The sequence below is a fragment of the Exiguobacterium sp. s75 genome (assembly GCF_018617145.1).
Lineage (GTDB): Bacteria > Bacillota > Bacilli > Exiguobacteriales > Exiguobacteriaceae > Exiguobacterium > Exiguobacterium profundum.
Map to the genome: position 1 here is coordinate 1 of NZ_JACSJQ010000008.1, position 24356 is coordinate 24356.

Annotated in this window: 27 protein-coding genes and 2 pseudogenes; 8 read left to right on the plus strand and 21 right to left on the minus strand. The window is 50.0% G+C overall.

Annotation, left to right across the window (positions count from 1 at the left end; genetic code table 11):
* The 4 genes and pseudogenes from KNO68_RS14420 to KNO68_RS14435 form a co-directional block, all read left to right on the plus strand.
* A pseudogene (locus tag KNO68_RS14420) lies at positions 1–269 on the plus strand (nucleotidyltransferase); the annotation flags it as partial.
* 123 nt (positions 270–392) lie between these two features.
* Positions 393–539 (plus strand): annotated as a pseudogene (locus KNO68_RS14425) (JAB domain-containing protein); the annotation flags it as partial.
* A gap of 385 nt (positions 540–924) precedes the next feature.
* On the plus strand, positions 925–1131 hold the full coding sequence (locus KNO68_RS14430) for a hypothetical protein (RefSeq protein WP_215112680.1): 207 nt from the start codon (positions 925–927) through the stop codon (positions 1129–1131).
* A gap of 160 nt (positions 1132–1291) precedes the next feature.
* A complete protein-coding gene (locus tag KNO68_RS14435; protein ID WP_215112681.1) occupies positions 1292–1675 on the plus strand; it encodes a hypothetical protein in 384 nt (127 codons plus the stop codon).
* Between the two features lie 303 nt (positions 1676–1978).
* Here the strand turns inward: KNO68_RS14435 and KNO68_RS14440 are convergent, their stop codons facing one another.
* Genes KNO68_RS14440 through KNO68_RS14450 form a run of 3 tightly spaced genes read right to left on the minus strand, consistent with a single transcriptional unit; the run spans position 1979 to position 4655 of the window.
* On the minus strand, positions 1979–3022 hold the full coding sequence (locus KNO68_RS14440; RefSeq protein ID WP_214686275.1) for a DUF58 domain-containing protein: 1044 nt from the start codon (positions 3020–3022) through the stop codon (positions 1979–1981).
* 5 nt (positions 3023–3027) lie between these two features.
* A complete protein-coding gene (locus tag KNO68_RS14445; RefSeq protein WP_131486119.1) occupies positions 3028–3954 on the minus strand; it encodes an AAA family ATPase in 927 nt (308 codons plus the stop codon).
* Positions 3954–4655: a hypothetical protein gene (locus KNO68_RS14450; RefSeq protein WP_215112682.1), complete on the minus strand. Its 702-nt coding sequence runs from the start codon at positions 4653–4655 to the stop codon at positions 3954–3956. The genes KNO68_RS14445 and KNO68_RS14450 overlap by 1 nt, the downstream gene beginning before the upstream one ends.
* A 253-nt stretch (positions 4656–4908) precedes the next feature.
* On the opposite strand from KNO68_RS14450, the gene KNO68_RS14455 reads away from it, so the two are divergent.
* Positions 4909–5517, plus strand: a complete 609-nt coding sequence (locus KNO68_RS14455; RefSeq protein ID WP_215112683.1) for a helix-turn-helix domain-containing protein — start codon at positions 4909–4911, stop codon at positions 5515–5517.
* Positions 5518–5593: 76 nt separating this feature from the next.
* Here the strand turns inward: KNO68_RS14455 and KNO68_RS14460 are convergent, their stop codons facing one another.
* The 3 genes from KNO68_RS14460 to KNO68_RS14470 form a co-directional block, all read right to left on the minus strand.
* The gene (locus tag KNO68_RS14460) at positions 5594–6535 is read right to left on the minus strand and encodes a DNA/RNA non-specific endonuclease (protein WP_215112684.1); all 942 of its coding nucleotides are present in this window, start codon (positions 6533–6535) and stop codon (positions 5594–5596) included.
* Between the two features lie 56 nt (positions 6536–6591).
* On the minus strand, positions 6592–6972 hold the full coding sequence (locus tag KNO68_RS14465) for a hypothetical protein (RefSeq protein WP_214686262.1): 381 nt from the start codon (positions 6970–6972) through the stop codon (positions 6592–6594).
* Between the two features lie 123 nt (positions 6973–7095).
* A complete protein-coding gene (locus tag KNO68_RS14470) occupies positions 7096–7377 on the minus strand; it encodes a hypothetical protein (RefSeq protein ID WP_214686260.1) in 282 nt (93 codons plus the stop codon).
* 144 nt (positions 7378–7521) lie between these two features.
* On the opposite strand from KNO68_RS14470, the gene KNO68_RS14475 reads away from it, so the two are divergent.
* The 3 genes from KNO68_RS14475 (at position 7522) to mphN (ending at position 10014) form a co-directional block, all read left to right on the plus strand.
* Entirely contained in the window at positions 7522–8364 is an 843-nt protein-coding gene (locus KNO68_RS14475; protein WP_214762884.1) for a ComEC/Rec2 family competence protein, read from the plus strand.
* A complete protein-coding gene (locus tag KNO68_RS14480) occupies positions 8361–8585 on the plus strand; it encodes a DUF3006 domain-containing protein (protein ID WP_024127775.1) in 225 nt (74 codons plus the stop codon). Before KNO68_RS14475 ends, KNO68_RS14480 begins: the two co-directional genes overlap by 4 nt.
* A gap of 538 nt (positions 8586–9123) precedes the next feature.
* Complete coding sequence (gene mphN, locus KNO68_RS14485; RefSeq protein WP_029596482.1) at positions 9124–10014, plus strand: macrolide 2'-phosphotransferase MphN; 891 nt, start codon at positions 9124–9126, stop codon at positions 10012–10014.
* 69 nt (positions 10015–10083) lie between these two features.
* On the opposite strand, the gene KNO68_RS14490 is transcribed toward mphN, so the two are convergent.
* The 15 genes from KNO68_RS14490 to KNO68_RS14560 form a co-directional block, all read right to left on the minus strand.
* On the minus strand, positions 10084–11520 hold the full coding sequence (locus KNO68_RS14490; RefSeq protein WP_214754916.1) for an ArdC-like ssDNA-binding domain-containing protein: 1437 nt from the start codon (positions 11518–11520) through the stop codon (positions 10084–10086).
* A 4-nt stretch (positions 11521–11524) separates the two neighbouring features.
* On the minus strand, positions 11525–11812 hold the full coding sequence (locus tag KNO68_RS14495; protein ID WP_214754919.1) for a hypothetical protein: 288 nt from the start codon (positions 11810–11812) through the stop codon (positions 11525–11527).
* Positions 11813–11817: 5 nt separating this feature from the next.
* Positions 11818–12267, minus strand: coding sequence for a hypothetical protein (locus KNO68_RS14500; protein ID WP_214762886.1), 450 nt, complete (start codon positions 12265–12267; stop codon positions 11818–11820).
* 9 nt (positions 12268–12276) lie between these two features.
* A complete protein-coding gene (gene mobP2 / locus KNO68_RS14505) occupies positions 12277–13431 on the minus strand; it encodes a MobP2 family relaxase (protein WP_215112685.1) in 1155 nt (384 codons plus the stop codon).
* On the minus strand, positions 13424–13675 hold the full coding sequence (locus tag KNO68_RS14510) for a hypothetical protein (protein WP_131469365.1): 252 nt from the start codon (positions 13673–13675) through the stop codon (positions 13424–13426). The genes mobP2 and KNO68_RS14510 overlap by 8 nt, the downstream gene beginning before the upstream one ends.
* A gap of 192 nt (positions 13676–13867) precedes the next feature.
* Positions 13868–14707, minus strand: a complete 840-nt coding sequence (locus KNO68_RS14515; RefSeq protein ID WP_215112686.1) for a hypothetical protein — start codon at positions 14705–14707, stop codon at positions 13868–13870.
* Positions 14708–15286, minus strand: coding sequence for a hypothetical protein (locus tag KNO68_RS14520; RefSeq protein WP_215112687.1), 579 nt, complete (start codon positions 15284–15286; stop codon positions 14708–14710). It lies immediately after the preceding gene.
* A 30-nt stretch (positions 15287–15316) separates the two neighbouring features.
* Positions 15317–16423, minus strand: coding sequence for a lysozyme family protein (locus KNO68_RS14525; protein ID WP_215112688.1), 1107 nt, complete (start codon positions 16421–16423; stop codon positions 15317–15319).
* On the minus strand, positions 16423–18375 hold the full coding sequence (locus KNO68_RS14530; RefSeq protein ID WP_215112689.1) for a VirB4 family type IV secretion system protein: 1953 nt from the start codon (positions 18373–18375) through the stop codon (positions 16423–16425). Before KNO68_RS14530 ends, KNO68_RS14525 begins: the two co-directional genes overlap by 1 nt.
* 17 nt (positions 18376–18392) lie before the next feature.
* Positions 18393–19013, minus strand: coding sequence for a hypothetical protein (locus KNO68_RS14535; protein ID WP_215187618.1), 621 nt, complete (start codon positions 19011–19013; stop codon positions 18393–18395).
* Between the two features lies 1 nt (position 19014).
* Complete coding sequence (locus KNO68_RS14540) at positions 19015–19314, minus strand: DUF5592 family protein (RefSeq protein ID WP_215112691.1); 300 nt, start codon at positions 19312–19314, stop codon at positions 19015–19017.
* Positions 19315–19320: 6 nt separating this feature from the next.
* Entirely contained in the window at positions 19321–21282 is a 1962-nt protein-coding gene (locus KNO68_RS14545) for a pLS20_p028 family conjugation system transmembrane protein (protein WP_215112692.1), read from the minus strand.
* Between the two features lie 15 nt (positions 21283–21297).
* Positions 21298–21714, minus strand: a complete 417-nt coding sequence (locus KNO68_RS14550; protein WP_214838218.1) for a hypothetical protein — start codon at positions 21712–21714, stop codon at positions 21298–21300.
* A 16-nt stretch (positions 21715–21730) separates the two neighbouring features.
* Positions 21731–21973, minus strand: coding sequence for a hypothetical protein (locus KNO68_RS14555; protein WP_012390470.1), 243 nt, complete (start codon positions 21971–21973; stop codon positions 21731–21733).
* 16 nt (positions 21974–21989) lie between these two features.
* Entirely contained in the window at positions 21990–24353 is a 2364-nt protein-coding gene (locus KNO68_RS14560) for a VirD4-like conjugal transfer protein, CD1115 family (protein WP_215112693.1), read from the minus strand.
* Between the last annotated feature and the right edge of the window lie 3 nt (positions 24354–24356).

Consider the following 24356-nt stretch of genomic DNA (forward strand, 5'->3'; position numbering starts at 1 on the left):
AAAAAAATATACTACAACTCATTCGAATTGCGGAAGAAAATGCCGATAATTGGTTTAATATGACAAAGAATCTTGAAAAAGAAATTAGTCCTGAAAACTATGAAAAGTTTAAAAAGACTACTGCCCGATTAAATGAATTAGAACTATATGAAGCCTATAAGAACTCTTTGCTTCTCGTTATGGAACTTCGAAATCTCGTTGAAAAACAGTATCAATTAACCATTAGCGATGATTTTTTAGGCAAACTGTTTAATTATATGAACGAATAAATAAAAAGCCTGTATCTCAAGTGATAACTAAGATACAGGCTTTAATTGTTATTTACTTTAAATACATGTTCTCAAAGTGAAAGTATTGATTTTAATGGATTTTTAATAGTTTACTCTTGATAAGACGCGACCCCGAGCCGGGAGGACATCCTCGTCTCCGAACGGTTACATGAGGCGGGGGACCTCATCGGCATCCCGGTGCTCGACCATCTCATCCTCGGTGCGGACGAGTCGTACGTCAGCATGAAACAACGGGGTTACATGGGTTGAACGGAATGGGGTGGGGCCGGGGGACCGGTCCCGGTCCGTCCGGTAAGGGCAAGGACGAAAAACGTGCGTTTTTCTTTGAGGAGACGGGCGCCTCGCGTTGCTCCCGCCTGGATCCGTAGGGCGGGATCCGGAAAAGGGTCGTTTTCGTATGACGAAAACGAGATGATTCGTGTATGAATGTAGGATGATATTTTGGTCTGTCTCGTAATTTTTTGATGAAAACTCAGAAGTGAAAACACGGTTTGTTTATTGAAAATGATCATTTTTTCGAAACAAGCCCTAGGGCTTGTTTGAAACAACACCAGGGCTTACGTGAAATAAGCCGAGATGTTGATTGCGTGGATGCGAGGTATCATTGAGCTATCAAATGGAGAGGATGATTCAGATGGATAATTTTCAACTAGATCAACAGACGATGGACGAGATGACAGAGGTATTGCTTCGACGCCTTCCTGACCGGCTTCAAGAAGATTTTGACGACTTAAAACTTGTAAGCATGGACATTCTTTGTGATGTGAAGGAAGGGGAACGCTTGACCCATCTCACCGTCTTTTTCAACACGAATATGCTCCGACGGAATCGTCGTACATAAGAAAAAGGAACGATTGTATACATGTATACGTGTATACATGTAGATTTGTATACATATATACAAATTTTAAAAGTCTTCATTTCTGTAGGTTCATGAACAAGGACTGAACTGACTCTGGACGGGGAATCGTTCTATAGAAAACCGGAAGGGGGGAGACGTGATGGACGAGGGGTTGCTTGATGACTATGCGTTTGGGGGATTGGATCCGTTCGTCCGGACCGTGTTCTCGGAACTGATGGAACATCCCGAGTGGATGCGTGTCGTCGACAGGGAACATTGCGTCGAGAAGGTCGTCCGGTTCGATGAAGGACGGAACTCGCCTTACTTTCGCGTAGTGATCTATCTGGATGCGGAAGAGCATCCGATTAAGATTGTGTATCTATACGGGACATGGGTGGTGGCGGATGGAGACGTCAGCTTCGTCGTCTCGGAGCTATCCAAGGGTGTATTCAAATATGAAGTGATGCATGTCCATTGGCTCATCAAGTATCGGTTCGAGGATTGGGGCGTGTCTGAAGACGGGGCATGGGAGAAGGAATGGTGATTCGGGCTCATGCGTGAGCGTCTAGCGCCTTGTGGCGAAGTCGCTCATCGCACCGCTGCCCCCCTGACGGCCCGATAACAAGAGCTGCTGGCTCACCGCCGCATCTCTATATTCCTGGCCCTTTCTGACGGGAGGCACGGAGCGTAAGGGCAACGTCAAAAGCAAGAGCGTGGGCGCGTCTAACGCCACGCAAGGAACACCATTCGGCTGAATGGTGTTTTTTCATGTACATGGATCATCCTCATCTAGTGTACTGTCTATAAATAAAAAAGACATCAGCTAACTTGGCTTTTAAAAAGTCAGTTAGCTTGATGCGATTTTTATGAGCTGAGCTTGCTTGTTTTTTATTTTCGTCACGTAAGGCGAGAAACGGGTTGAACCCATATAGTGATCTTGCTCCGAGAGACTAGAGAGTAAGGCGAGGATGTTTTTAAGCTGCTTCGCCCCTTCTTGGATGCTCAAGTGATTGACATGTCCCTTTTGATCTAATCGGTTCACAAACAGCTCGACCTTCCCGCCGCTTTCAATCAATTCCCGACTGACCAATGCCGTATCCTCTATCAACTCTTCGAACTGATGATGAAGGCCGATCCCGTTCGAAGCCGACAAGTCGAGATACACCGTGAACATGTCTTGATTGACCGGCTGGTACAGTTTCGTTTGCAAAGTCGATTTCTTCGCCGTCGCATACCAGTCGATTTGTCTAGACGGTTCATCCTCATAGGGCTTCGAGGAGATCTGTAGTAACCGATCCTTAATTGGAGAATATTTAGATACGCGCTCACCAAGCTTCAGATGTGATTGGATACGCTGCCCATGAGTACTTGAAATCGATGGATAGACCGTCCAACGTAAAGGGGGAGCCAAATAGAGTGTCAACGTACCCAACGATAGAGGCAAGCTAATCGTGATGGAGATTTCAGCTATTTCGATGGGCCCCCTTCGATTACCTGTAAGTTCGAAGACGAAATCAGACGGCAGCTCGTCCAATTCGATGATGGTTTCCGTATGCCCCTCTAAGTTCACGACGTAAGGTCCATCCTTTGGCGTACGTATATACGTTTTCGTGCTCATTTCGTTTAAGAGGTGCACGTTCGTCAGTTCAAGGGTGAACTTACAACTTTCATCTTTGAACAGAATCGAGTCGAACTGTCTCCACGTGACGTCCATTTGTGCAGTCAGTCGTTTCGTGTAACGCTCGATATAAAGACTTGCCGCCATAAAAACAGCAAGAACGAATGAAAAGATCGAGAGGTACGGCACGAACAACAAGATGACCATCACTGAAAATAAGACGATTTGGATTCGTTTTTCAAGCAAGAAAAATACATTGGTCGTGATGTTCATCGGAGTCACATGCCCATCTCGACCGGGACCGGGACGGTCGCCAAGAGTTCTTCCATGACCATGGCCTTCGAGGACTTGATCTCGCCCTCGAGCGTCAGTGTCAATCGATGTGCGAAAACGTATGGGGCCAAGAACTTGATGTCCTCTGGTGTGACATAGTCACGATTTTGGATATAGGCATAACTTTGAGCGGCTTTCGAGAGCGCAATCGTCGCACGTGGACTGATCCCCGTCTGAACATTCCGGTGACTACGTGACGCGGTCGCAATCGAGACGATATAACGTAACACATCTTTCGAGATGTGGATTTTCATGGCATCGGCTCGATATTGCAGGAGTTGCTCGAAATCGACATTCGCCAGTACCGCCTTCCGGGTCTCGGTGACAGATTCCTCCAACAATTGAAGTTCGAATTCTTCGGTCGGGTACCCTGTATGTAAACACATCATGAACCGGTCAAGCTGCGCATCAGGCAAAGAAAAGGTACCAGATGATTCAATCGGGTTTTGCGTCGCGATGACGAAGAATGGGGTAGGAAGGTGATAGGTCTTGCCCCCGACCGTCACCTGTCGTTCTTCCATCGCTTCAAGCAATGCAGACTGGGTACGTGGGACGGCCCGGTTGATTTCATCGATGAGCACGATGTTGGCGAAGATCGGGCCTTGCTTGTTTTCAAACTCTTGCGTCTTCAGATTGAAAAAATCTGAACCGACAATATCTGACGGTAATAAGTCGGCTGTGAACTGAATTCTTGAAAAGTCGCCGTGGAAACTCGTCGCTAGTGTCTTGGCCAACATCGTCTTTCCGGTGCCCGGTACATCTTCTAAGAGCACATGTCCGTTCGCCAAAAGCGACGTCACACATAGTTCTACCACTGTCGGGTTGCCCAAATAGACTTGGTTGATTTCCTCAATCATCGTACGAATGTTCATCAAGATTTCTCTCCTTTGTAGTGTTGTATATACTGTCTGACAGATACTTTGAAATCGTGAAGTGAGCGCTCGTCGATCACGTTCAGTTCTCCATATCGCACATCGGCATAAGGTTTCACAGATTGTTCGAATCGAATGCGTGCAAACCACTCTGAGACGGTCTCGTGAGGTTTTCGTTTTTGAGTGTCGCTCAAGGTGTCATTTAGCTCCACGAGTAGTTTTCCAAGCTCAGTATCAGAGGCATAGAGAAAGGTTGGTGTTGTGTTGGTCACCGTGTTCATGTTGGCTCGAACTGAGAATGGTCTCTCGTCAGCCGAGGACGGTGTCGCTTTGCGTCGCCGCTTGTCCCACCAATCCCGTACGCGCTTGTAGTACTTGAGAAATAAAATGAGCAAGAAAGCTATAACGACCCATTTCAGGACATCTGAAGCAGTCTCTTGATCTTCGCCAGACGCCTTCTTTTCAAACCGTTCTTTTGCCAAAAGATCATACCACTTCGGTATATCATTCGTATCCTCTAGATTCTCTGTTTTTTCTTTAAAGGTTGCCAATTCACCATCGATATACCTTGGATTTCCCGACATGTCTTGTTGGGTGGGGCGATCTACAATCATTCCATAAAGGAAAGCCCCGCCGGTTTTAAATAAAGCGAGGATGACTAAGGTCGAAATGATGAAATAATACATTTTTCTTTTCTGCATAAACCCTCCTCTTATACAAGTGAAGTTAAAGATATACATCTTACCCCTTAATGTCCCTTTAAATACAAAAAAAGTCAATTATTAAAAAGGATTTCGCTTTTTGATTCCAAATTAAATTTCTACCATGATTAATTCTCTTAATTTTGATTGATATCCCTTCTAAAAAGTAGAGTTTGTTTCTATATTTTTAACACAATGATTATGGTATTATTTAATGAAATGATCATTGTGTTAAAAGGAGGATTATCTTATCATGTATACGATTGACGAGGCATTTGAAATCTTATCGAAGAACAAGCTCACAAGCCATAAGGAGACGGTCCGCAACTGGGTACGAAAAGGCGTGATCCAGGCAGAACCGCTCGAGTCGCGTAAAAAAGGTTATCGGATCAGTGAGGAGGCGCTCGAACAGTTCATCAAAGAACGGATGCCTGAAGGATGGGAGCTGTATCCGGAGTCAGTGACAGGGGATGCTCGGGATGTCGTCAAGAATGAAGAAGAGGCCCTGTATCACGTCGAGGTCGATGTAGAAGCGATTAAAGAGCGAGCCCGCGAGGAGATGTGGTACGAGCTTCTCGGTAAATTCGTCTTCGAGGACTACTTCGTCCTGAAAAAATCAGAGGTCAAGGCTGCTGTCGAGCATATGCGGTATTCAAAAGAGTTCGGAGCCGAGGTGTGGGATCGTTGCTCGAAGCACACGTGGGGCCACGCAACACCTCGAGTCCCGTACCTGCTCGATTACTTCATGTTCGAAGGAGAGCGGATTCCCTTCAATAAAGATTTCGGTGGAAGAGATGAACAGATCATCCACGCGTTAACTGAAAAAATTCGGCTCGATAAAGTGAAGCGAAAACGTAAATGAACATAAAAAGACATTCTCTTAAAAATAGAGGATGTCTTTTTATACAATCATCATTGTTTTAATTTTCAGGTTAAAATCATTCCCCGACCATTCCGTCGTTGTCGTTATCACGCATATAGGGGTAGAGCCAATGGTCGCTCATGATCGGCATCGTGAAACCGGCGTCTTTCGCTTCCTGGATCGTCACCTGACCGTTCCCATTCGTATCTACGCTCGAGACATCGCCTGTGGCCTCAAGTGTAGCTGCGGGTTCCGGTTCACTTTCTGTGAGGCCGAGTGCTTCGTTCACTTCATCCGGGTTAACGTTGTCGAAGGAATCGGTGACGACATTTCCTCTGACAGTGTAGGTGTACTTATAGTGTGAAGGGGTGTGTGTGCTCGTATCTGGATACGTGATGATCGCCTCGAAGTCGGCCGCGCCGCCGGCCTTACGGATTACATCCTCCATATAGGCCTGGTCCCCGTAGCGGTTGAGCGTGCTATCCTGTGGTGTGATGTTGTAGGCGTTCGAGACGCCCCCGAGCGAGTCGGCGATGACGTGGCCTTCATCGAGATCACTGTGTTCGACGCCTGGGACCTTCGCCTCGTCATGATAGTAGCGGCCATCCGAGGTCACATCCTCCGAATCATCATCCTGCAAGATGATCTGATCGGCGATGACACGAATCAATTGACCATGTTCGTTCGTGAACGCCCAATACTCGCGATCTCCATATCCGATATCGACGACGACGTTCGCCTCACGGTACCCGGACAAATCGCCACCGTCAACATTGATCAGTTTATAGCCGGAGAATTGATTGTTATCCGAATTTGTGACCGTTCTCTCGGCTTCTGCAGGCTCTTCTGCAGTCGTCTCCGTATTTGAGTCGTCTGTGCTCGTTTCGGTCGTCTCGACGACTTCTTCTGTTTGAGTAGCAGGCTCCTCTGCTTTCTCATTTGTAGAAGGGGTGTTTTCACTGGTACAACCGGCCATCAGCAGGATGGCCAAAGGGAAGGCTAAGTAGGTAAATTTCATTTTGTTCTCCTTATAGCATGTATATATGTAGATGAGTCAATACGATCTATGTTCAATTATATCCTCCGCATGTTTACGATGCGCCAATCCTTCACGTTTTGTTCGTCCATATGTTGAGTGACGCGTTCAATCATTCCAAATCGTTCGCGCTGACAAAAGTTGTAGGCTTCTTCCGGTAATGGCAGTTCTACCTCAATTGTGACTTTCACTTTTTTTCTTCGTTTGTTGAATCGACTTAGCAAATGATGTTCTAGCTTCGTGATGAACGCGTCGTCGCCAACACCCTCTTCTGACTTCAGTACGCCGGTTATCTCAGTACTGATTCCATCAAGGTGGTGTTTGATTTCAAACGGTGTCGCATCCAAGTACTCGCAAAGGTGATCAAAGCGTAGTATCTCTGTACTGTGATATTGCTGGATCCATTCTTGAAGTCGCATAAGGAGAACCCCTTTTTAGTTCAAGTGTACCTCGTAGGGTTGTAATAAACAGTGACGAAGTCGTGTACAGCGTGTGTAAGGTGCCGCACATGAGACCTGTTCGATTTCATATTCTGTCCTTCCTTAAAAACGGACTTTGTTCCGGATCTTCATCTCTTCCAACTTTGCCTTTTTCACATCAGGATCAGTGGTGAACCTATAGCTGCTTCCCTCATGGATCCAGGTCTCATCAAGAATGATGCCATTCATAATGTGACGATACGGCATTGCGGTGCATAACGTGTATCCCTTCAGATAGTGTGTAGCTTCCTGAATGGAGACACACTCCTTTAATTCTACCCCGTCTTTAAAAATCAGGACCGGTTTATTCGTCTTGTTTATTGCGATTGGTTTTCGTAAATCCATTTCTCTCACTCCTCCTATCAATTACACCTTGCCTATTTATGTATACGGTCAACCACAGGAATAAGAAGCTATTTAACAAATACCGGATTATAATAAAGGTGTGTTGGATAATTTTACAATAATTATAAAGTGGAGTGATAGAAGATGAATAAATTGATCAAGATTGGGAGTGCCGTTCTATTTAGTGGAGCGCTATTGGTGTCGCCATACGGGGAAGCATCAGCCGCTGCGAGCATCAAAGTCCATTACATCGATGTCGGGCAAGGGGACGCCATCTACATCAAGATGCCAAGCGGTGAGGACGTCATCATTGACGGTGGGAACAAAGGTAAAGGGGATGCCATCGTCGCCTATCTCAAAAAACAAAAAGTCGACGATATCGAAGTATTGATCTCGACGCATCCGGATGCGGATCATATCGGTGGATTGGACGAAATTTTAGATGCCTACCGTGTCGAGAACGTCTACGCACCAAAAGTGAAACACACAACCCAAGCCTACAAAGACTTCCTTCAAGCCGTGAAACGGGAAGGGAAGACCATCAAAACGGCACAGGCTGGCGTGAAACTGCCGATCAAAGGTGTCAGTGCGAAGTTTGTGGGTCCGGTCAAATCCTACTCGAACAGTGACTTGAACAACTGGAGTGCAGTCCTTCATGTCACGTACAAGAAGAACACGTTCTTGTTCACAGGGGACGCGGAACACGTTTCTGAGAAGGACATGATGGCCAAGAAGCAGACGCTCCGTGCAGATGTCTTGAAGGTGGGGCATCACGGTGCCAAGACGTCGACGAGCAGCACGTTCCTGAATACGGTCAAACCGAAGCATGCCGTCATCAGTGTCGGGAAGAACAACTACGGGCACCCGACGTCCGAAGTGGTGACGAACTTAAAACGCCAAAAAGCGAACACGCTTCGTACAGACAAAAATGGCACGATCATTATCACAGGAAACGGCTCGAGTTACGCCGTGAAGAAATCAAAATGAAGCGACGCAGAGGGATCATCGACCGGTTTGAAGGAGATCTGGCTGTCGTCGAATTCGGAGAAGTGATGGAGGATATTCCAAAGTCACGACTTCCAGACACGGTTCAACCTGGTGACGTGCTTTGGTTTTATGAAGATGGGAAAGTTGAAGTGGACGCCAAGGAACGCAAACGATTATCGAGTGATATCGATGAGTTGATGGATGAGCTTTGGGAAGATTAAAAACGAGTATCAATTATTCATGATTGTATTATTAAAACTTACAAATCAGTATTTTTTAATAAAGACAAATCGGCAAATAATTTTTATCTAAATATAAAGCTCGATTGACATTGAATAAAAACTGATATAAAGTCAACAGCATAATATTCACTAGGAGGATTGTTAAGAATGATGCACGCCGGGAGATTACGCCACCACACTTTGAACAATGGCTAATTGAATATGTTCAAAGGCTCTGTTTTCATAAAACAGAGTAAATGGGAGTAGTCTGCACATTTTTATCAATCTTTGACGAAGAAACCACACACTTACAAACATAGCAGATTTACAACTCTTTTTGTCGTGTCCTTTTATTTTTGATAATGGACGCTTCTTGGTTGTAGCTCATTTACTCTTGATCACAGACACCATTTTGTCTGTGATTTTTTTATGACTTCATTTAGTTAAGTCTAATTAGAAAAGATTGAAATGAAAAAGTATTAAAAATGCATACATTTCACTTGCTTATCGCACAACATAAAAATTGGAGGAACAAATCATGAACGAATTTAAACGGCTTGCAAAAAATAAAGGATTAGATGTGTTAGAGAATAGCATTGTGGTAAATGAATCGGGTGTTGATTTTCAAGTTGCTTATGCAAAAGATACGCTTGGTAGCAAGTGGATACTAAGAATTCCTCGAAGATTAGATTCGATGAGGAGCGCCTTGAAAGAAAAGGGGGCACTAGAAATTATGGAAGAACATGTGAGTTTTCAAGTTCCAAATTGGTCAATTTTTGATGATGAACTAATTGCGTATAAGCAATTAGATGGTGTTCCGGTTGCAACAATTGATGTAGAGCAACAAGATTACATTTGGAGTTTTGACAAAGAGAATACACCACAATCTTACTATCAGTCATTAGGTAAAGTGTTGGCAGAACTACACACATTACCACATCGACACTTCAAAGAAATCGGTATCAAAACTCTATATGCTAGAGATTTAAACAGTTCAATGAAGATACGGATGGAGAAGGTGAGACAGAAGTATCATGTGAATTCAGAGCTATGGGAGCGTTGGCAAGAATGGTTGGCGAATGATTCGCTATGGCCATCGCATGTAGGTGTAAGCCACGGGGATTTACACCCTGGCCACATACTAATAAATAAGAATTTTGAGGTCTCTGGTTTGATAGATTGGACAGAAATTAGTATTGCGGACACATCTGTGGATTTTCTATCACATCTATTACTGTTTGGTAAGGATGGTTTGACAAAGTTACTCGATGCTTACGACAATGCAGGCGGAAGAACATGGTCAAGAATGGATGAGCATATAATTGAGTTGTTAACAACCAGCGCAATAACTGTAGCTGAATTCGCAGAGATATCTGACCTACAAGATATGCGTGAAACAGCTGCTCATATGCTTACACAAAATGTATGAGGTAAAAGCAATGGCAGCGCTCTGAAATTGAAAAGGGTATGAATTTTAAAATCATCATACCCACGAATGTCACCAGAGTCTTTCGATGTTAAACAATGAAATTCTTGAAAGGGACTTTTGTTCTTCATCTAACAACACGTCATGCCAGTGATTTTCAAGCGATTTCAGGACCGGTCTCTCCAAACGATTGGTTTTTTCAAGATGGTGTAAAGGATGTACGGCACTTTCCGGGACGAAGTGACCACTGACCAATGGTTGATTCGGTAATGCGATTGTATAAGCCACAAGCTGATCTTCACTGAAGTCATGATTATTGGCGATGCCGAACTGCTGAAACCCGAGACCCATACCATGAATATACATGAGCGGCTCATCGACGCGATCCACCTTCAGGTTCGTCTCGAGGGCCGCTTTTGCGTTCAGATAGGGCTCCACCTCCTCGGGGAACACACTTTGTACGGCATGCACCCGTTCATAAAGACTGAGGTCAGCGTCTTTCCATCCCATTGGCCGCTCCAGCTGTTCAAGGTAATCAAGAGGGCTCTGCTCTTTCTCCTGTTGCAAGGTGTTCACCTTTTCTAAGTGTGTCTCGATATGTTCGAGGAAGCCTGCGGACGTCTGGTGGACCTCCTGCAACAATTTTTCCTTGTCGAGGAGTTCCTTGTCTTTCGTCCAACCGGCCAGATAGGAGAGCGAGAAGTCGTCCGTCGAGAACCCGAGTTGATGTGAGACGACATAGGCGACCATCTCGGCTTGGAACTCCTTCTCGGGTGCCGTGAGCGGTTGATCGCGTTCAAAATTCCGCTCCTGATTGTGTAGCTCCGCATGGGCAAGCTCGTGGATCAGGACGCTGATGTCCTCGATAGATGAGTTCCGCGGGTTCAAGGCAATCGCATGTAGCTCCGGATAGTAACAGCCCTTCGCCGTTCCGATCTCGTCGAGCGGTTCATCCAACAGCGTCACATTCCGGGCATCCGCGAGCGTCGTCAAGGCGTCACGGATGTCTTGTTCGTTCTCCATCCCGCCGTCCCGGTGATACCGTTTGAAGATGTCCGAGACCTCGATTCCTTTCTCGCGTGCGTCGGTCTGCGTGTACTCGAACACGTGACCGATCTTGAAGTACATCATCTTGCGTGACGGGATGCGTCCTTGTTTCACGCCGTCCTTGATTGGCTTCGGTGCCTTGCTGAGCGGTACCCATTCATCTTTGTGCAAGACATACGTCACCGGGTTCGGGACAAATACTTTGATGCCACGCTCACCTTTTTGGACCTGTGCGCCTTGCTTTTCCCAGAACGGGTAAGAGCCGACCGCGACCGCGCCGGGGAATTGGGACTCGATCAAAATTGCGTTCCGCATCGAGTATTGATGAAACTTGCCGAGGAACTGTAGATGTTCCCGGATTTTTTCCGGACTCTCGAAGTAGCTGTCGATCTGTTTTCCCATCTGTTCGGTCAAGGCCTCGAGCTCGGCCTTCCGTTCTTCGTTCGTCTTCATCTTGGCCATCGTGTCAGACTCCTTCCTTCAACAAGTCGGTGACAGATTCATCACTATCCGCAAATTCGTCCAGTTCACGCTCGAGTTGTGGCGACGTTTCCGGTATGTCGAGTAACAGCTGTGTCCGCTCGAAATTGACGGGAAGCAAGACGATCTCGTCTTGCGCGACGGCGGTCAAAAGTTGGTGCTCGGAAACGGACACCGGCATGTCGTATCGCTTTCCATAGATGAGGACCGTGACGGTATCCGGTTGAAGCGTCAACAGTTGTCCCATCGTGAAGGGACGGTCAAGTGGTCGCATAAGATTCATCCTCTCTCAACAGTTAATGTGTCCTTCTTCTGTTTTTGGTGTTCGATGCGCTCCTGGACGATGCGTTCCGCCGTCGCGAGAAACGTCGGCTTGAATTGATCCGTCGTCATGATGTCCTCGATGCCCTCGGTCTGCATCAGCGCCTGCAGAAGCTCTGTCAGGATCTGCCCGTGGCGATCGGAACGGTTCGCGGCGAGTCGGATCCGCTCGAGTTCCGTCGACACCTGCTTGTTCATTAACTCCTCGATATGACTTGTAACCTGCGTGCTGATCGAGCGGGTGAGGAACTGCATGTCCCACTTCCCGTCAGCCAGTTGTTTATGCTCGTCTGCGATATGGTCGATGACCTGACCGAGATGGCCGAAGCGTTTGTCGTCGGCGAACTCTTCTAAATACGCGACCGTCTCCGGCTTTAATCGGAGACGGATCTGTCTCAACTCTTCCATCGTCCTCCCTCACTTTCCATATTCGATGTCCCGTTCCAGCTGTTCGAAAGCTCGTTGGTTCTTCAAATGTTCGAATTCGTCATTCATGTGCCGCTCGATACGGTAGATTGATTCGTTGAATATCTTTTGTTGGTTGAACGCGCGTCGGACCGGATGTTTAGGGGCTTCAATTTTTTCAAGTGTCATTTGTTCCTTTGACAAGTCTCGCATCTCAGCGAGGATGGCATTCCCCATCCGGGTGTAGAGATCCTGTCGCTTCGTCGTCCGGTAATGCTCGGCCTTCTCCGTGTCGCCGTAGCTGCGATGATGGAACGCTACCTCCTGTTCGAGCCGCTCGTTGAAGGCTTGGAACTCTGATTTGAAGTGAATGGCGATATAGCGGTCGGTCAGATGATCGAGCGATTCACGGAGCGGCTGCATCCCGTTCATGTTGTAGCGCCACTGTCGTTTGTCTTCCGGCAACCGCTCATAGATGTCCTTGAACTGACGGACGAGCTCCGGATGCAGGACACGGTTCGGGAGCGTTTGGATCTTCCGGTTCCGTTTATGGGCGATCAGTTCGTCTCTTATGAACGCGTTCAGTTTCTCCTGTTCTTTCGTCCGGTCAGCGAGGGAATGGATGACCTTCGACTTCATCAGCTCGATTGATTTCGGTTTGCGTTTGCCGCGCTCGCGTATATGGCTCGTCTCGACGATGGCGACATGCACGTGGATGTTGTCGGTGTTGTAATGCACGGCACCGGTCCAGTAGGCATGAACCATCTTTTCTTTTTGGAGCATTGCCTCGACCGCGTTCCGTGTCGCCTGGATCAACCGTTTCTCGTCGACGAGGTCATCGTGGAGCACACCGGTCTCGCGTAGCCAGGTGTTATCGAATGAGATGACGTCCTGCCAGAGGATGCTCCCGTTCTCTTGCGCTTGCTTGAAGATGTCACGGACGGCGCGACGTTTTTCGTAATTCAACCGGTCGTCCTCGCGTGTAAACAGACCGCTCGACTTCGTCTCGTCTTCCATATAGTCGTGATACGTCTCGAACTGTTCGCGGCTGTCTTTCGCATCCGGTCGATTGATGTAGTCGAGGTATGTCGTGTACTGCCGCGATTTCTTTTTTGTACTAGGCACCTTGAACTTCGACTTGATGACGACACCGGGTGTCTCACGCATCCTGCATCACCTCACTCAACAAACGGGTCACCTGGGCGAGCTCGTCCGCACTCCGTTTCAAGTGGAGCGTGTTCGCCTCGAGCTGTCGTTCGAGCCGCTCGACTTGCGTCGATTGGATGCCGTTCGCGCACCAGGAGGCGAGCAGTTCTTTCAAATATTGTTGCCGGGAGCGATTATGTTCCTTCGCCCACTCATCGATTTGCTTCACGATGACGGGGTCGATGTCGCGGAGTAACAGATCCATCTGCCTGACCACCTTTCTAGAGGCTATATTTTGCCGACGTCCGAAAAGTTCGTTCAAAGAGCATAAGGGGAAACTGCTATCACTTGTCGTGATAGCCCAGGCAGAGCCTGGGGTTTCCGTGATATCACCAAAAGTCCGAAAATGGCACGAAATGTGCCAGTAAAATCAGCGATTTGGCACGAAATGTGCCACTTAAATCGACAGTTCCCGGAGCCGAACGCGCAACTTGTCGTGCTTTTCTTCGAGCGCTACGACCGACTGTTCGAGCTTCTCGAGTTCCAGGTTGAGCTCATCACGTTTTCGGCCAAGATCGAAAATTTCGTTCTCTTGTTCGACCTGTTCGTCGAGCGAGAGGTAGGGGAGTTCGTCTTCAAGCTCCTCTTTGTCACGGTCGAGTCGCTTGATTTGTTGTCGCTGCGCCTCGACTGACTGTTGTGCTTTTTCTAATTGTTGCTCTGTCTCCGTGAGCTCGTCCTTGACGAATAATCTCGTGAAAGTTGTCTCGTCAGATGAACTGTGGTTGGCTTGTTCGATGGTACGACGGTCGGCATAGAGGGATGTCAAAAGACGGTCCTCTCGTTCCTCAGGTGTCAGTTCATCGAATGAGTGTGACTCATCCAATCCGTAGATCCGGATGGCGAGTTGGTCGAAGTCGTTCGGTATATCCTCCAATTCGAGCACGTATTGGTCGTTCCGTTCGTACAGCAACACAACTTCCTTTTCGGAATCCGGACGTGCCTTATAGACATAGCGGAAGAGATGATCGTTTGTGTTATTCGGTGTCTCATCGAGCGAGAGTCGGATGCGCATTGTCTTCGTCTCCGTATCGTAACTAGACGCGTGGAGCGTCACGGTCTCCCCGTTCGAGAGTCGGATTGCCTCGTTGATCGGCGTCTCATTGACCGGTGCCTCCTCGGCGAAGAAGAACGACGAGGTACCGAAGAAGAGGAAGCCGACGATAAAGAATACGCCGAGTACGAGGTAGAACCGGGAGACGTTCTGGGTGAGACGCCGTCGTGTTTGTCGTCGCATCTAGATTCCTCCTTCCGGTGTCAGATCTTCCATCTCTGTGACGACCAAACGTCCGTCGATGGACTCGAACGTCAGGGCCAACAGTTCTTGCGCCGTCTCTTCATAACCCGTCTCGGTGATCAACAGGTCTTGTTCGAACCGGACGAGGCAATCTATTCCGGAGACAGAAGGGAACACCTCGATGTCGCGGACGGTCGTCTCGAACGTGCCGACATCACTGCCGTCAGCGGCGAAGAGCGTGGCCGCGAGTTCCTCCGACATGACGTCCTTCGCCTGTCGTTTCTGGGTCGTGTAACTGTCCTTCGTGATGGTGAAGGCGTACTCGATGAAGCGCGTCGCGCGTGTCGTCAGCTCTTCCATTCGTTCCGTCTCCGTCGAAGCGACGACTTGTTCGGTGTCCGCTGACGTATCCTCGGAGGTTGCCGATTCAAGGGAAGTGACGCTCTCATGTTTCGTCTCACTCGTGTCTGAAGTACTCGTGACAGCCGTCACTTGTTGATAGAAAAAGACGTTCGCCGCGAGTGAAATAAGAAGCAGTACCCCGAACAGATACGCGAGGTGACGTGCGGTGAAGTTCATTCTTCCTCCTCCTTTCCATACATGCATGACTTAGAAACCGAAGACCGGGGCGGGATCGATATGACCGGACCATTCAGCCGTCTTGATCTCGAAATGCAGATGGTTCCCGCTCGATCGGCCGGTCGTGCCGCAGTACCCGAGCGCCTGACCGGCTTTGATCTGTTGTCCGGTCTTGACGCCGAGACGACTCAGGTGCGCATACGCCGTGATGTAGTTGTCGTGCCGGATCTGGACGAGATTGCCGTACGGTCCGCGGTTCCCGCTATAGATGACGGTGCCGCTTTTGACTGCGTGGATTGTATCGGACGGGGTGCAACTGAAGTCGATACCAGTGTGGTTATCCCGTTGTCCGAAGACGACGCGCCAGCCGAAACGCGATGTCACGTTGAGCGGGATGGCGAGCGGGGAACGTAACCCCGACAATAGCTCTTTCGTGATGACACCGTCGGCGACGGCGACCGGCGCAAGATATTTCAACACTGCGTCGACGTATTCGATGTCCCCATAACAGGCGCCGTGCTGGACCGCGCTCGGGCGATGACAACGGTAGATACCGGTGTGTTTTACGCGTTGGTACATCATCTGGGAGAACGAGATGGCGAGTTCTTTCGAATAGCGTCCGCCGTTCTCCTGGACATAATCGATGAAGCCGCCGCCGAAGTTGTAACTCTGTAACGTGAGCTGCACGTCGCGGTTCGCCCGTTCGAAGACGGATGCGAAATGCTTGATGCCGTAGGCGATGCTCTCCTCGGGGGAGGTGATGCACCCAATCCGTCCACACTTCGATTCGCTCGCCTGCATCGGGTCGTTCCCGCGTCCACCGCTCTCCTGCATCATGAGCGCGAGCACGAGATTCGTCTGTTCGGCCAGTCCGTGCTTCGACAGTTCCGATTCGACCAAGCTCCGATATTGAAGCACTTGGTCGCTCACCTGTAGACCTCCTGCCGTATCGAACGGGACGTCGGTCGGTTGTTCGTTCTGGACACCTGTGAGCGTGTCGAGGATGCCGACGATGAGAATGACCAGGAACAAGACGAGTGCCGCGATGCCAAGTAGGATGAGCCGCCACTTGAGCGTCGCGAGCTGCCATTTCGCTGTGACGGCGAAGCGGGCCGTCCGTTTCGCGGTTGCCCACATCAGGCACCTCCACCGAACAGGGCGAGTTCTTCTGGCGCGACATCGACGTCAAAGATGAGGTTCTGTACGCCTGAGATGCTGAGGACGACACGCCCCGTCTCGAGCGAGGGGATGATCCGCATCTCGGAATTCGAGAGTTGGCCATCAAACACCGTCTGGATGATCGGGATGCTCTCTGCGTCTTGTTCGCCGATGATCTTGTACTGCGTCAACTGAAAGAGCGACTTGACGTTCTCGGCATTCTCGGATTTTGATCCGGCCGGCACGAAGTCGGTGATCAAGTGCGATACGAAGAAGATGCCGCCGAAATATTTGCGCGCTTCGCGCATGCAGCGTTGCAGATACAGGATGGCCGGTTGCGCGATGTCGCGCGTGTTGATCAAGTGGTGCGCTTCGTCGATGACGATGAGGTACTTGCATGCCTCTTCGGTCCGGAGCACGCCCTGGTTATAGGCTTTCAGTTGACTCGAGCCGTTGGCGATCATCCCGTCCCACAGCATATTCATCAGTGAGAACACCTGCGCCTGGAACACCTCGTCCCGCAGACTCGTCAGGTTTCGGAGCGGGAACGACACGATGAGCTCCTCGTCGAACCGGTCGATCGAGGAGTGCCCGTCGAAGATGTTGCCGTAGTTATGAACGAGGTTCGTGACGGCGAGCTCGATGTTCTCGAGACGTCGCACCCGGTTCGGACTGATCGCTTCTTTGATCGAGGTGCGTGTGTCGTCCGTGTAGAGCTCACGACGCACGAGTTTCAAGAAATCGGAGAACGTCGGGTATTGGTTCGCCGGATGCGTCGTGATCGGCAGTTCGCCCTGTTCGTCCCAGAGTCCGTGCCGGACGTACAGGTCCCGAAGTAGGATCTCGAACTCGTTCGTCTCTTCCTGTGTCGCCGCCGGGTTGATGTAGTGGTAAAACACGGCCATCTTCGACAGATGCTGCATGAACGAGAGTGCCTCGTTGGCGCTGCCGTCGTTGTTCGTCACTGTTTTATAGACATGGAGCGGGTTGATGAGCCCGGCCGACCCGTCGAGCGCGATCTCTTTCCCGCCGAGCTGGCGCACGAGGTCGGAGAACTCGCCCGTGACGTCGAGGATGCGTATTTTGTTGCCCTTGATCGCCTGGTCGAGAACGGTTTTCTTAAGGAGCGTCGACTTGCCGGACCCCATCTTGCCGATCATGAGCGCGTTATAGAATTTTCGCTGTTTGTCCTTATGGAACAGGTCGAAGATGACGCTGCCGTTCGTGTCGGTCGTCCCGTAATATGTTCCGGTCGCATCCTGGAGCGATGTGAAATGGAACGGATAGCCGCCGGCGATGGAGAGGGAAGGGATCTCTTTCCCACGGCGCCGATTCGGGAGCCTTTGTTGCTGGTCATAGCTCGTGAAGAGGCTCTGCCACTCCCATTCCTGTTCGTTCAGGAAAATCGTCGAGCGGAAGTTCCGGGCCTCGAGTTCTTCCATCACCTCCTGTACTTTCACCTCGAGCGCGTCGAGCGTCTTCGCCTTCACATAGAGGCGGAGATGCAGATACTTCATCGTCTCGCCTTGGGTGATCTGTTCGTAGAGTTCGTTCAGTTCCTTATACGTCTCCCGGGCATCGATGCGGTCGATGTTGTCCTTCGCGTTCTCGAAGCGTGTGTTCTGTTCAGCCATCGATTTGTTGATGGTCTGGATGATTTCACGCTTGTCGGCCGTCCCGATGTCGAGCGTCGTCAAGACGCCAGGCATGTTCAGGATGGGTTCGAGCCAGTAATCATAGACGAGCGACTGATATTTATAGACATGGAGGCATGACAGATAGCCATCCCCGAGCCGGACGAAGTTGGCGTCGAACTTAATGCCGCCCTGCGGCTGGATCTTGGCGATGACGTCGGGATTGTAGCCTTTCTCGACCTTGACGGTCTCCGGGTCCTGGTGTCTGGACAATTTGTCACGCAGGCGCTGCCACATGCGCGTCACTCCTTTCTTCAGGCGTCGAGTTGTGGTTTCGTGTTCGGGTTGTTCAGCTGATAGAGCACATGCACCTTCTGATCGAGCGTCAGCTCGCGCATCGGGTTCGAGCGGCGGAGCAGTTTATAGAGGTGTGTCTTCCGCTCGCGCAATGTCCGCTCGTCGTCGGCATAAAAAAAGAGGAGATAATCGCGATTGGTGCGATGCTCCTCGAGGTATTCGAGCTCCTGCTTTTTTTTGAGTAGAAAAGGCAGGTAGGCCGGTGTCTGATTTTGTCGAATCTGTCGTTCGATGCTGATTTTCTGCCGCTCGAGACTGAGTGGTGTGTTCAGTGGCACGACCTTGAGTGGATGCGTGTACGCCTGCAAAAGATAGGCGAGCGAGAACACGTCATGGTCCTTTTCTTCCTCGTTCAACGAATAGATGTCCTTCGAGGTGAGCTGGACCATGTCAAGATACGTCCCATCCCGCATCTCGAATGCATCATTCCCGGTGATGTCGACGATCGGCATCAGTGCGGCGACCGTCGGTTTGACGACGACTTTGTCTTTGACCTTCCGTCTCTCGACGACGTCCTGTTCGTCGAGCCAGGTGCCTGTGCATCTCGGTTCCTTTAGCGTGTCTTCGATGAACGCCATCTCAATCACGTCCTTTTCTCTGCGCATCGAGCGCGAGATAGGTGTCTTTCCGTTTGATGAATGCGTAATAGAGCGCGTGGACCATCCGCTTCTGCGGGTTCGTCACCGGCCGGAGTACCATGAACAGCCCGAAGACGACGAGGAAGACCGTGAACGGAATGTGTAGCACCGACGGGATGAACGGGAGCGTCACGAGCCGGAGCACGATGAGCCCGACGAGGAACAGGAAGTCGTGCAAATAGAGCATCTTGTTGATCTTCAGTTCGGTCGTGACCTCGTTCGGGATCCGGTATTTGCGCATGGGTCATCACTCCTTCTTCTCAATATGGTCAGGACGCGGTGGTGAGGTCGGATAGATTCGTCGCGTCTCTTCCTGGTGCTGGCTATGACGGTGTGTCTGATTCTCACGTACCTGTTCGATGACCTCGGTCTCTACATCAATCACGGTGTCCTGATGGATAGTTCGTCTAGCGTGTCCTTGACGTTTCTCTGATACCGTGTCATTTGAATCCGGCGCAGATGACGAAGACGAAGATGAGCCGTTTGAACGTGGTACGTCATGGTGTGTCGGTGACGTCTGGGCTTCTCCGGCTACCGATTCGCTTTGACGATTGTCGGGTCCGGATGCGGTATCGATAGAACGAGTGATCGGTTCGATAGGCGACGAACTAGGGATTGGAGAATGACCAGAGCTTGAATGGTCGTGAATCGAGTCCGGTCTTTGCGTCTCGGATGACGTCGTTCGATGGTCGGGCCCACGTTCGGTATTTGATTCAGGGTTCGTCGCATGGATCGATTCGGGAGACGTGCGGCCCGATGCTTCCTTCCCGTGTGGAGAACCTTGCGTTTCCAGTTCTGATTCTTTACCACTGATTGGTTGCGCAACGTCCTTCGGATTTGTCGGTTTCTCTTGGTCGGTCTGCGTGCGACTGGCGGTTTGATTCGCCTGGTCGAACTCATTCGAATCAATCTGTCGCTCATTGTCCATCCTTTGTGGAGCTTGGCTCGCCGCACTAAGCGGTGAACCATTCTGAAGAACGGAGTTTGAATCCATCCGTGTCGTCGCGGCCTCATGGAGCGATGGCATCTTTGGTGTGCCTTGTGTGGCACGCGCGACCTTCGAGACTGCGTGGGCACCTGCCGAAGTCACGCCTTTCCCAGCGGCATAGGCGCCGAGCGCAACACCCCAGCCCCGTTTGAGTCCGGCATCGATCCCAAACAGCCGCTCGACCATGTTCGGTCCATCAATCAAGGCGACCGAGAAGGCGATGAGGGCAATCAGGTAGGCGAACCCGTCCAACGTCTCTGCGAGATAGGCGGTCCCGATCGTGTACAGTTTGATCGAAACGAAGATCAGGATAATCACGAGGAACGTGTTCAAAATGCTTTGGATGACCTTCTTCGTCTTTTGGCCACTGTGCAGGTCGGCCGGTGCGACGATAATCGCCAGGACATAGTTGAAAGCAAGCTCGAACGAGAGACGCGCCAGTTTATAAGCAATGGAAAACAGCGTGAAGCCCATGATCCCGAGCGTCACGAAGATGGTCAACCAGTTCGGCTGATAGCGGTAGTAATACTGGTTGTTCCACTCGACGCCACCTTGGTCGAGTTTACCGAGACTTGTCTCTTTTCCGTTCCATAGAATGTAGGACTCGGCCAATTTGTTTCCGGTTGCCGATAAGTCATAGTTGTTCTTGTCGAAAATCTCATTGATTCGGATATTATCAATCAACTCAGTCGGAATGGCATTTAATGATTCTCCTGTAGTAGCATCAAAGTTCTTCGAATCGTGCTCAATCAAATCATGTACATTCCGTTTTAAGATACTCTCAGATAATGAAGCTTCTCTGTCGTAAAGCGAATCTGTTCCGATTTCTGCGATTGCTTCATCAGAGAACTCCTGAATTCGGCTCATAGTTGGTGAAAGTAAACCTAAGATCAATAGTGTGATGAACAGGTTGATCAAAAAACTCTCACGTTCAAATTTCTTTTGGAAAATCAACAAGTACCCAGTAAACAAGAAACTTCCTGCTAAAAGAACATACAAAAAAGGTTGAATCGTAAGAACGAATTCAACCACTTGGTCATTATTGAAAAATGTATTGGTTAATAGGATTTGATCCGTGATTGATTCAAGGCCGTCAATCAAGACTGATAGTCCTCTGACAAGAATCCAACCCATTGAGCGCAGTGCATCATTGACCATACTACTTATTTGGAGTACATCTTCGTATTCCTGTAATTTGGTGATTAAATCGGAATCAGCCATTGAAAGACCCCCAATCTACTGAGTCCTAGTAAAGAAGTCCGCTAACTGTTGTTCGTAATTGTCCGCCGTTAACATTCCAACATTGATTTCATCTGTGACGTTTCCATCTTGAATAGAGTATAAAACGGCACCTTTTAGTTCGTCAGTGTATTCAAAGTTACCACGATCGACAAGTGTCTCTCCATCTGGCTGAAACGTATTATAGAGCGTGACTTGTTGGTTCTCTTCGTTCGCTACCTCTTTTACGAATTCAACGAACTCTTCGAATTCACCATCTTCTTCTTTTACAATCAGCAAATAATCATCCTCTTCGGCTGTCATGACCTTCTCAACGTGTTCAATATCACGTTGAACCAAAGACTCATTGGAATTTGAGCAAGCTCCAAGTAAAAACAAGCTGATTCCTAAAGTACCCGCAAGTAGTTTCCTCATAACGTTTACCCCTCCGTCAGACGATTTTCCCCTTCAATAGATCCGCGACTTTCAGGTTGACGCGGAAGTCGAACTTATCTATTAGTGTAACAGTTTTCGGGGTGTCTGAGGTGTCGTCCTGATAGACGGTCAGAAAGCCATCGGTCGTCTGGATATTGAGTACGTCGCCCCGTTCGAGGCGGACGCGTTGCGTCTCGATGATTCTTGCAACGACACGCAATTCGTTCTGAATTCGCTTCTCTCTCGCACTCTCGGCCATGGGTTCGGCCTCCTCTCTACGGTGTACCTTGCTTCAGTTTCTCGAGTCGCTTCGCGATCATCGTGCTCAAAAAGCTCTTCTGGCTGTCGGTGACGTCGTAAACTCCTAGGTTCAGGTTCGTCTCGAACTCGGGGAGGGACATCCCGCCGATATCATGTCCTTCGAACATCGAGCGGAGGATGCTGTCCTGAAGCACGTCCCGTACCGTCAAAGACTTGTCTTCCTGAATCGATGACGTGTTCGCTTCCGTCTCGTCTTCTTTCTGCGTAAAGCGGATACGGATCTGTTCAAAGTCGAGACCGGCGTGGCGGCAGGGGATGTCGATGTCATGCAGGGAGCGGTCTGTGTCGAAGTCGTCCGCCAGGTATTCGTAGCGGTACTTCATCGCCGTCTTGCCGGTTAAGAAAATCGGATACGACTGGATACGCCGTTTCTTCGTATCCTGACGCTTGATGACACGGATGATGAGCAACTCACCTTCTTTGAGTCCCATGACTTCGGTCGCCGTCATGAGCCGACGGCCGTCCACGTTCTCCGTCTTCGATTTTTTGAGCGAGAACGTCTGCCCGGACCGCGATTTCGTGACGATGGTCGCCTCACCGAGCTTCTTCGAGATCAGTTCGGCGGTCGACTCGTCCGCGGTCAACAGATAGTGTGTGTTCCCACAGTTGCCGTCAATCGTCTTCCAATCCTCTCCGTATAGGTTCTCGAGTTGGGAGTAGGCCTGGATGACGAGGTTGAAGCGCATGTTCCGGCCGAGACAGACTGTGATGATATTGGCCATGCCTTCGATCGGCGGCATGTTGCCGAACTCATCGAGTAAGAAGACTACTTGACGCTCGCATTTACCCTGTTTCGTCTGCGAGGCGACCCGGGCGAGCGCCGTGTACACCTGTTTGATGTAGAGCGAGGCGATGACGTTGAATGTCGGGTCATAGTCCGGTACGATGAGGAACACCGCCACGGGACGGAGCTGGTACATCACTTCACGGATCTGTATCGTCCCGTCGACTGCGTAGTGGAACCGTCCACTCTCCGCGTCACGCGCTTCCAGCTGGATCGTCGCAGTGCTTGAGTCGGTTGAGATTTGAACGATGTCCCCGATTTGGAGTGGTGACGTATGGTAGACGATGAAGCTGCCGTCGTCGTCCGTCGTGAGCGCATGGGTCGTCCCGTCGGGGAATCTGACCGTGAGCCGTGTCAAAGGCTCGCTCCGTCCGCTGATCCAGCGGTTGAATCCGATGCGTCGCATGTCGAGTGAGTTCATCGACGTCAGCTTCCCGGTCCCGTTCAACGTGAAGATCCCAAGTTTCGCGTTCGTATTGGCCAGGATGCTCGCCCGCGTCTGCCCACCGGAGAAATGGAGCGTCGCGAATTGGAGCCGGGCCGGGTGGTTCTCCGGGAACCGCTGAAAGAACTCGTCGAGTGCCGAAATCTCCTGCCCTTGTCGCGTCACCACCGTCCGTGATCCTAAATCCGAGAGCATGAGTGCGACGTTGTACATGTTGATCTTCTCCGGTGTGTCCTTCGCCTCTTCACAGAGCCCGAGGATGAGCGCCGTACACAGGTCGATTGACGAGTTGGCCCAGAACGGGTCCCGTGCCTTCGGATCATGGTACAACATGAACGCGACCGAGCGCGCATACTGTTGGGCGAGCGAATAGTTCTCCTCGAGAAATGCGTCGATCGTCAGTTGCAACAGGTTGTACGACATCGATTGGAGCGGGTTCATCAGGTTCAACACTTCGACCTGATAACCGCGTTGCTCGAGCGTCTCCTTCGAGGCGGCGAAGAGCTCACCTTTCGGGTCGTTGATGATCAAACTCGCCTGGTCACGTGCCCGGCTGTATAGGTCGATCGTCGAGAAGACGAACGTCTCGCCCTTCCCGGATCGGGTCGTCCCGATGACGAGATTGTTGACGGGCGAGTCATCGATGAACAGCTCGTTCTTGATTCGTCCAACGGGAACGCCACCTAATCCGTCATACCGCTTCTTCCGGTCCGGGACGCGACGGTACTGTTGCTTCAGTTCATCGAACGAGGTGAAGCGGGCGCTCCCTTTCTGATTCTTCCGCAGGTCCCGGAAGTTCAACCATACCTTGCCGAACACGACCAGTCCGATGAACAAACTGAACGCGATCAGCCCGAGCAAGACAGTCGAAGATGGAAGACTCACCTCCAAGAACAAGGACAGTGAGAGCGTCGGAATCGCCGCTCCGGCCAACAGCCCGTCTTTTAATATCGGGGTCATGATTTGTCGAATGATGTTGTAGACCCCGTTCAGTAGATAAAAAATCCCGACCGGTAACACCGATAGGCAGAACAGGGCGGGGAAGATCAGACGTATCGGGAATCGTGGTGATAGAGATTGAGTTCTCAATTA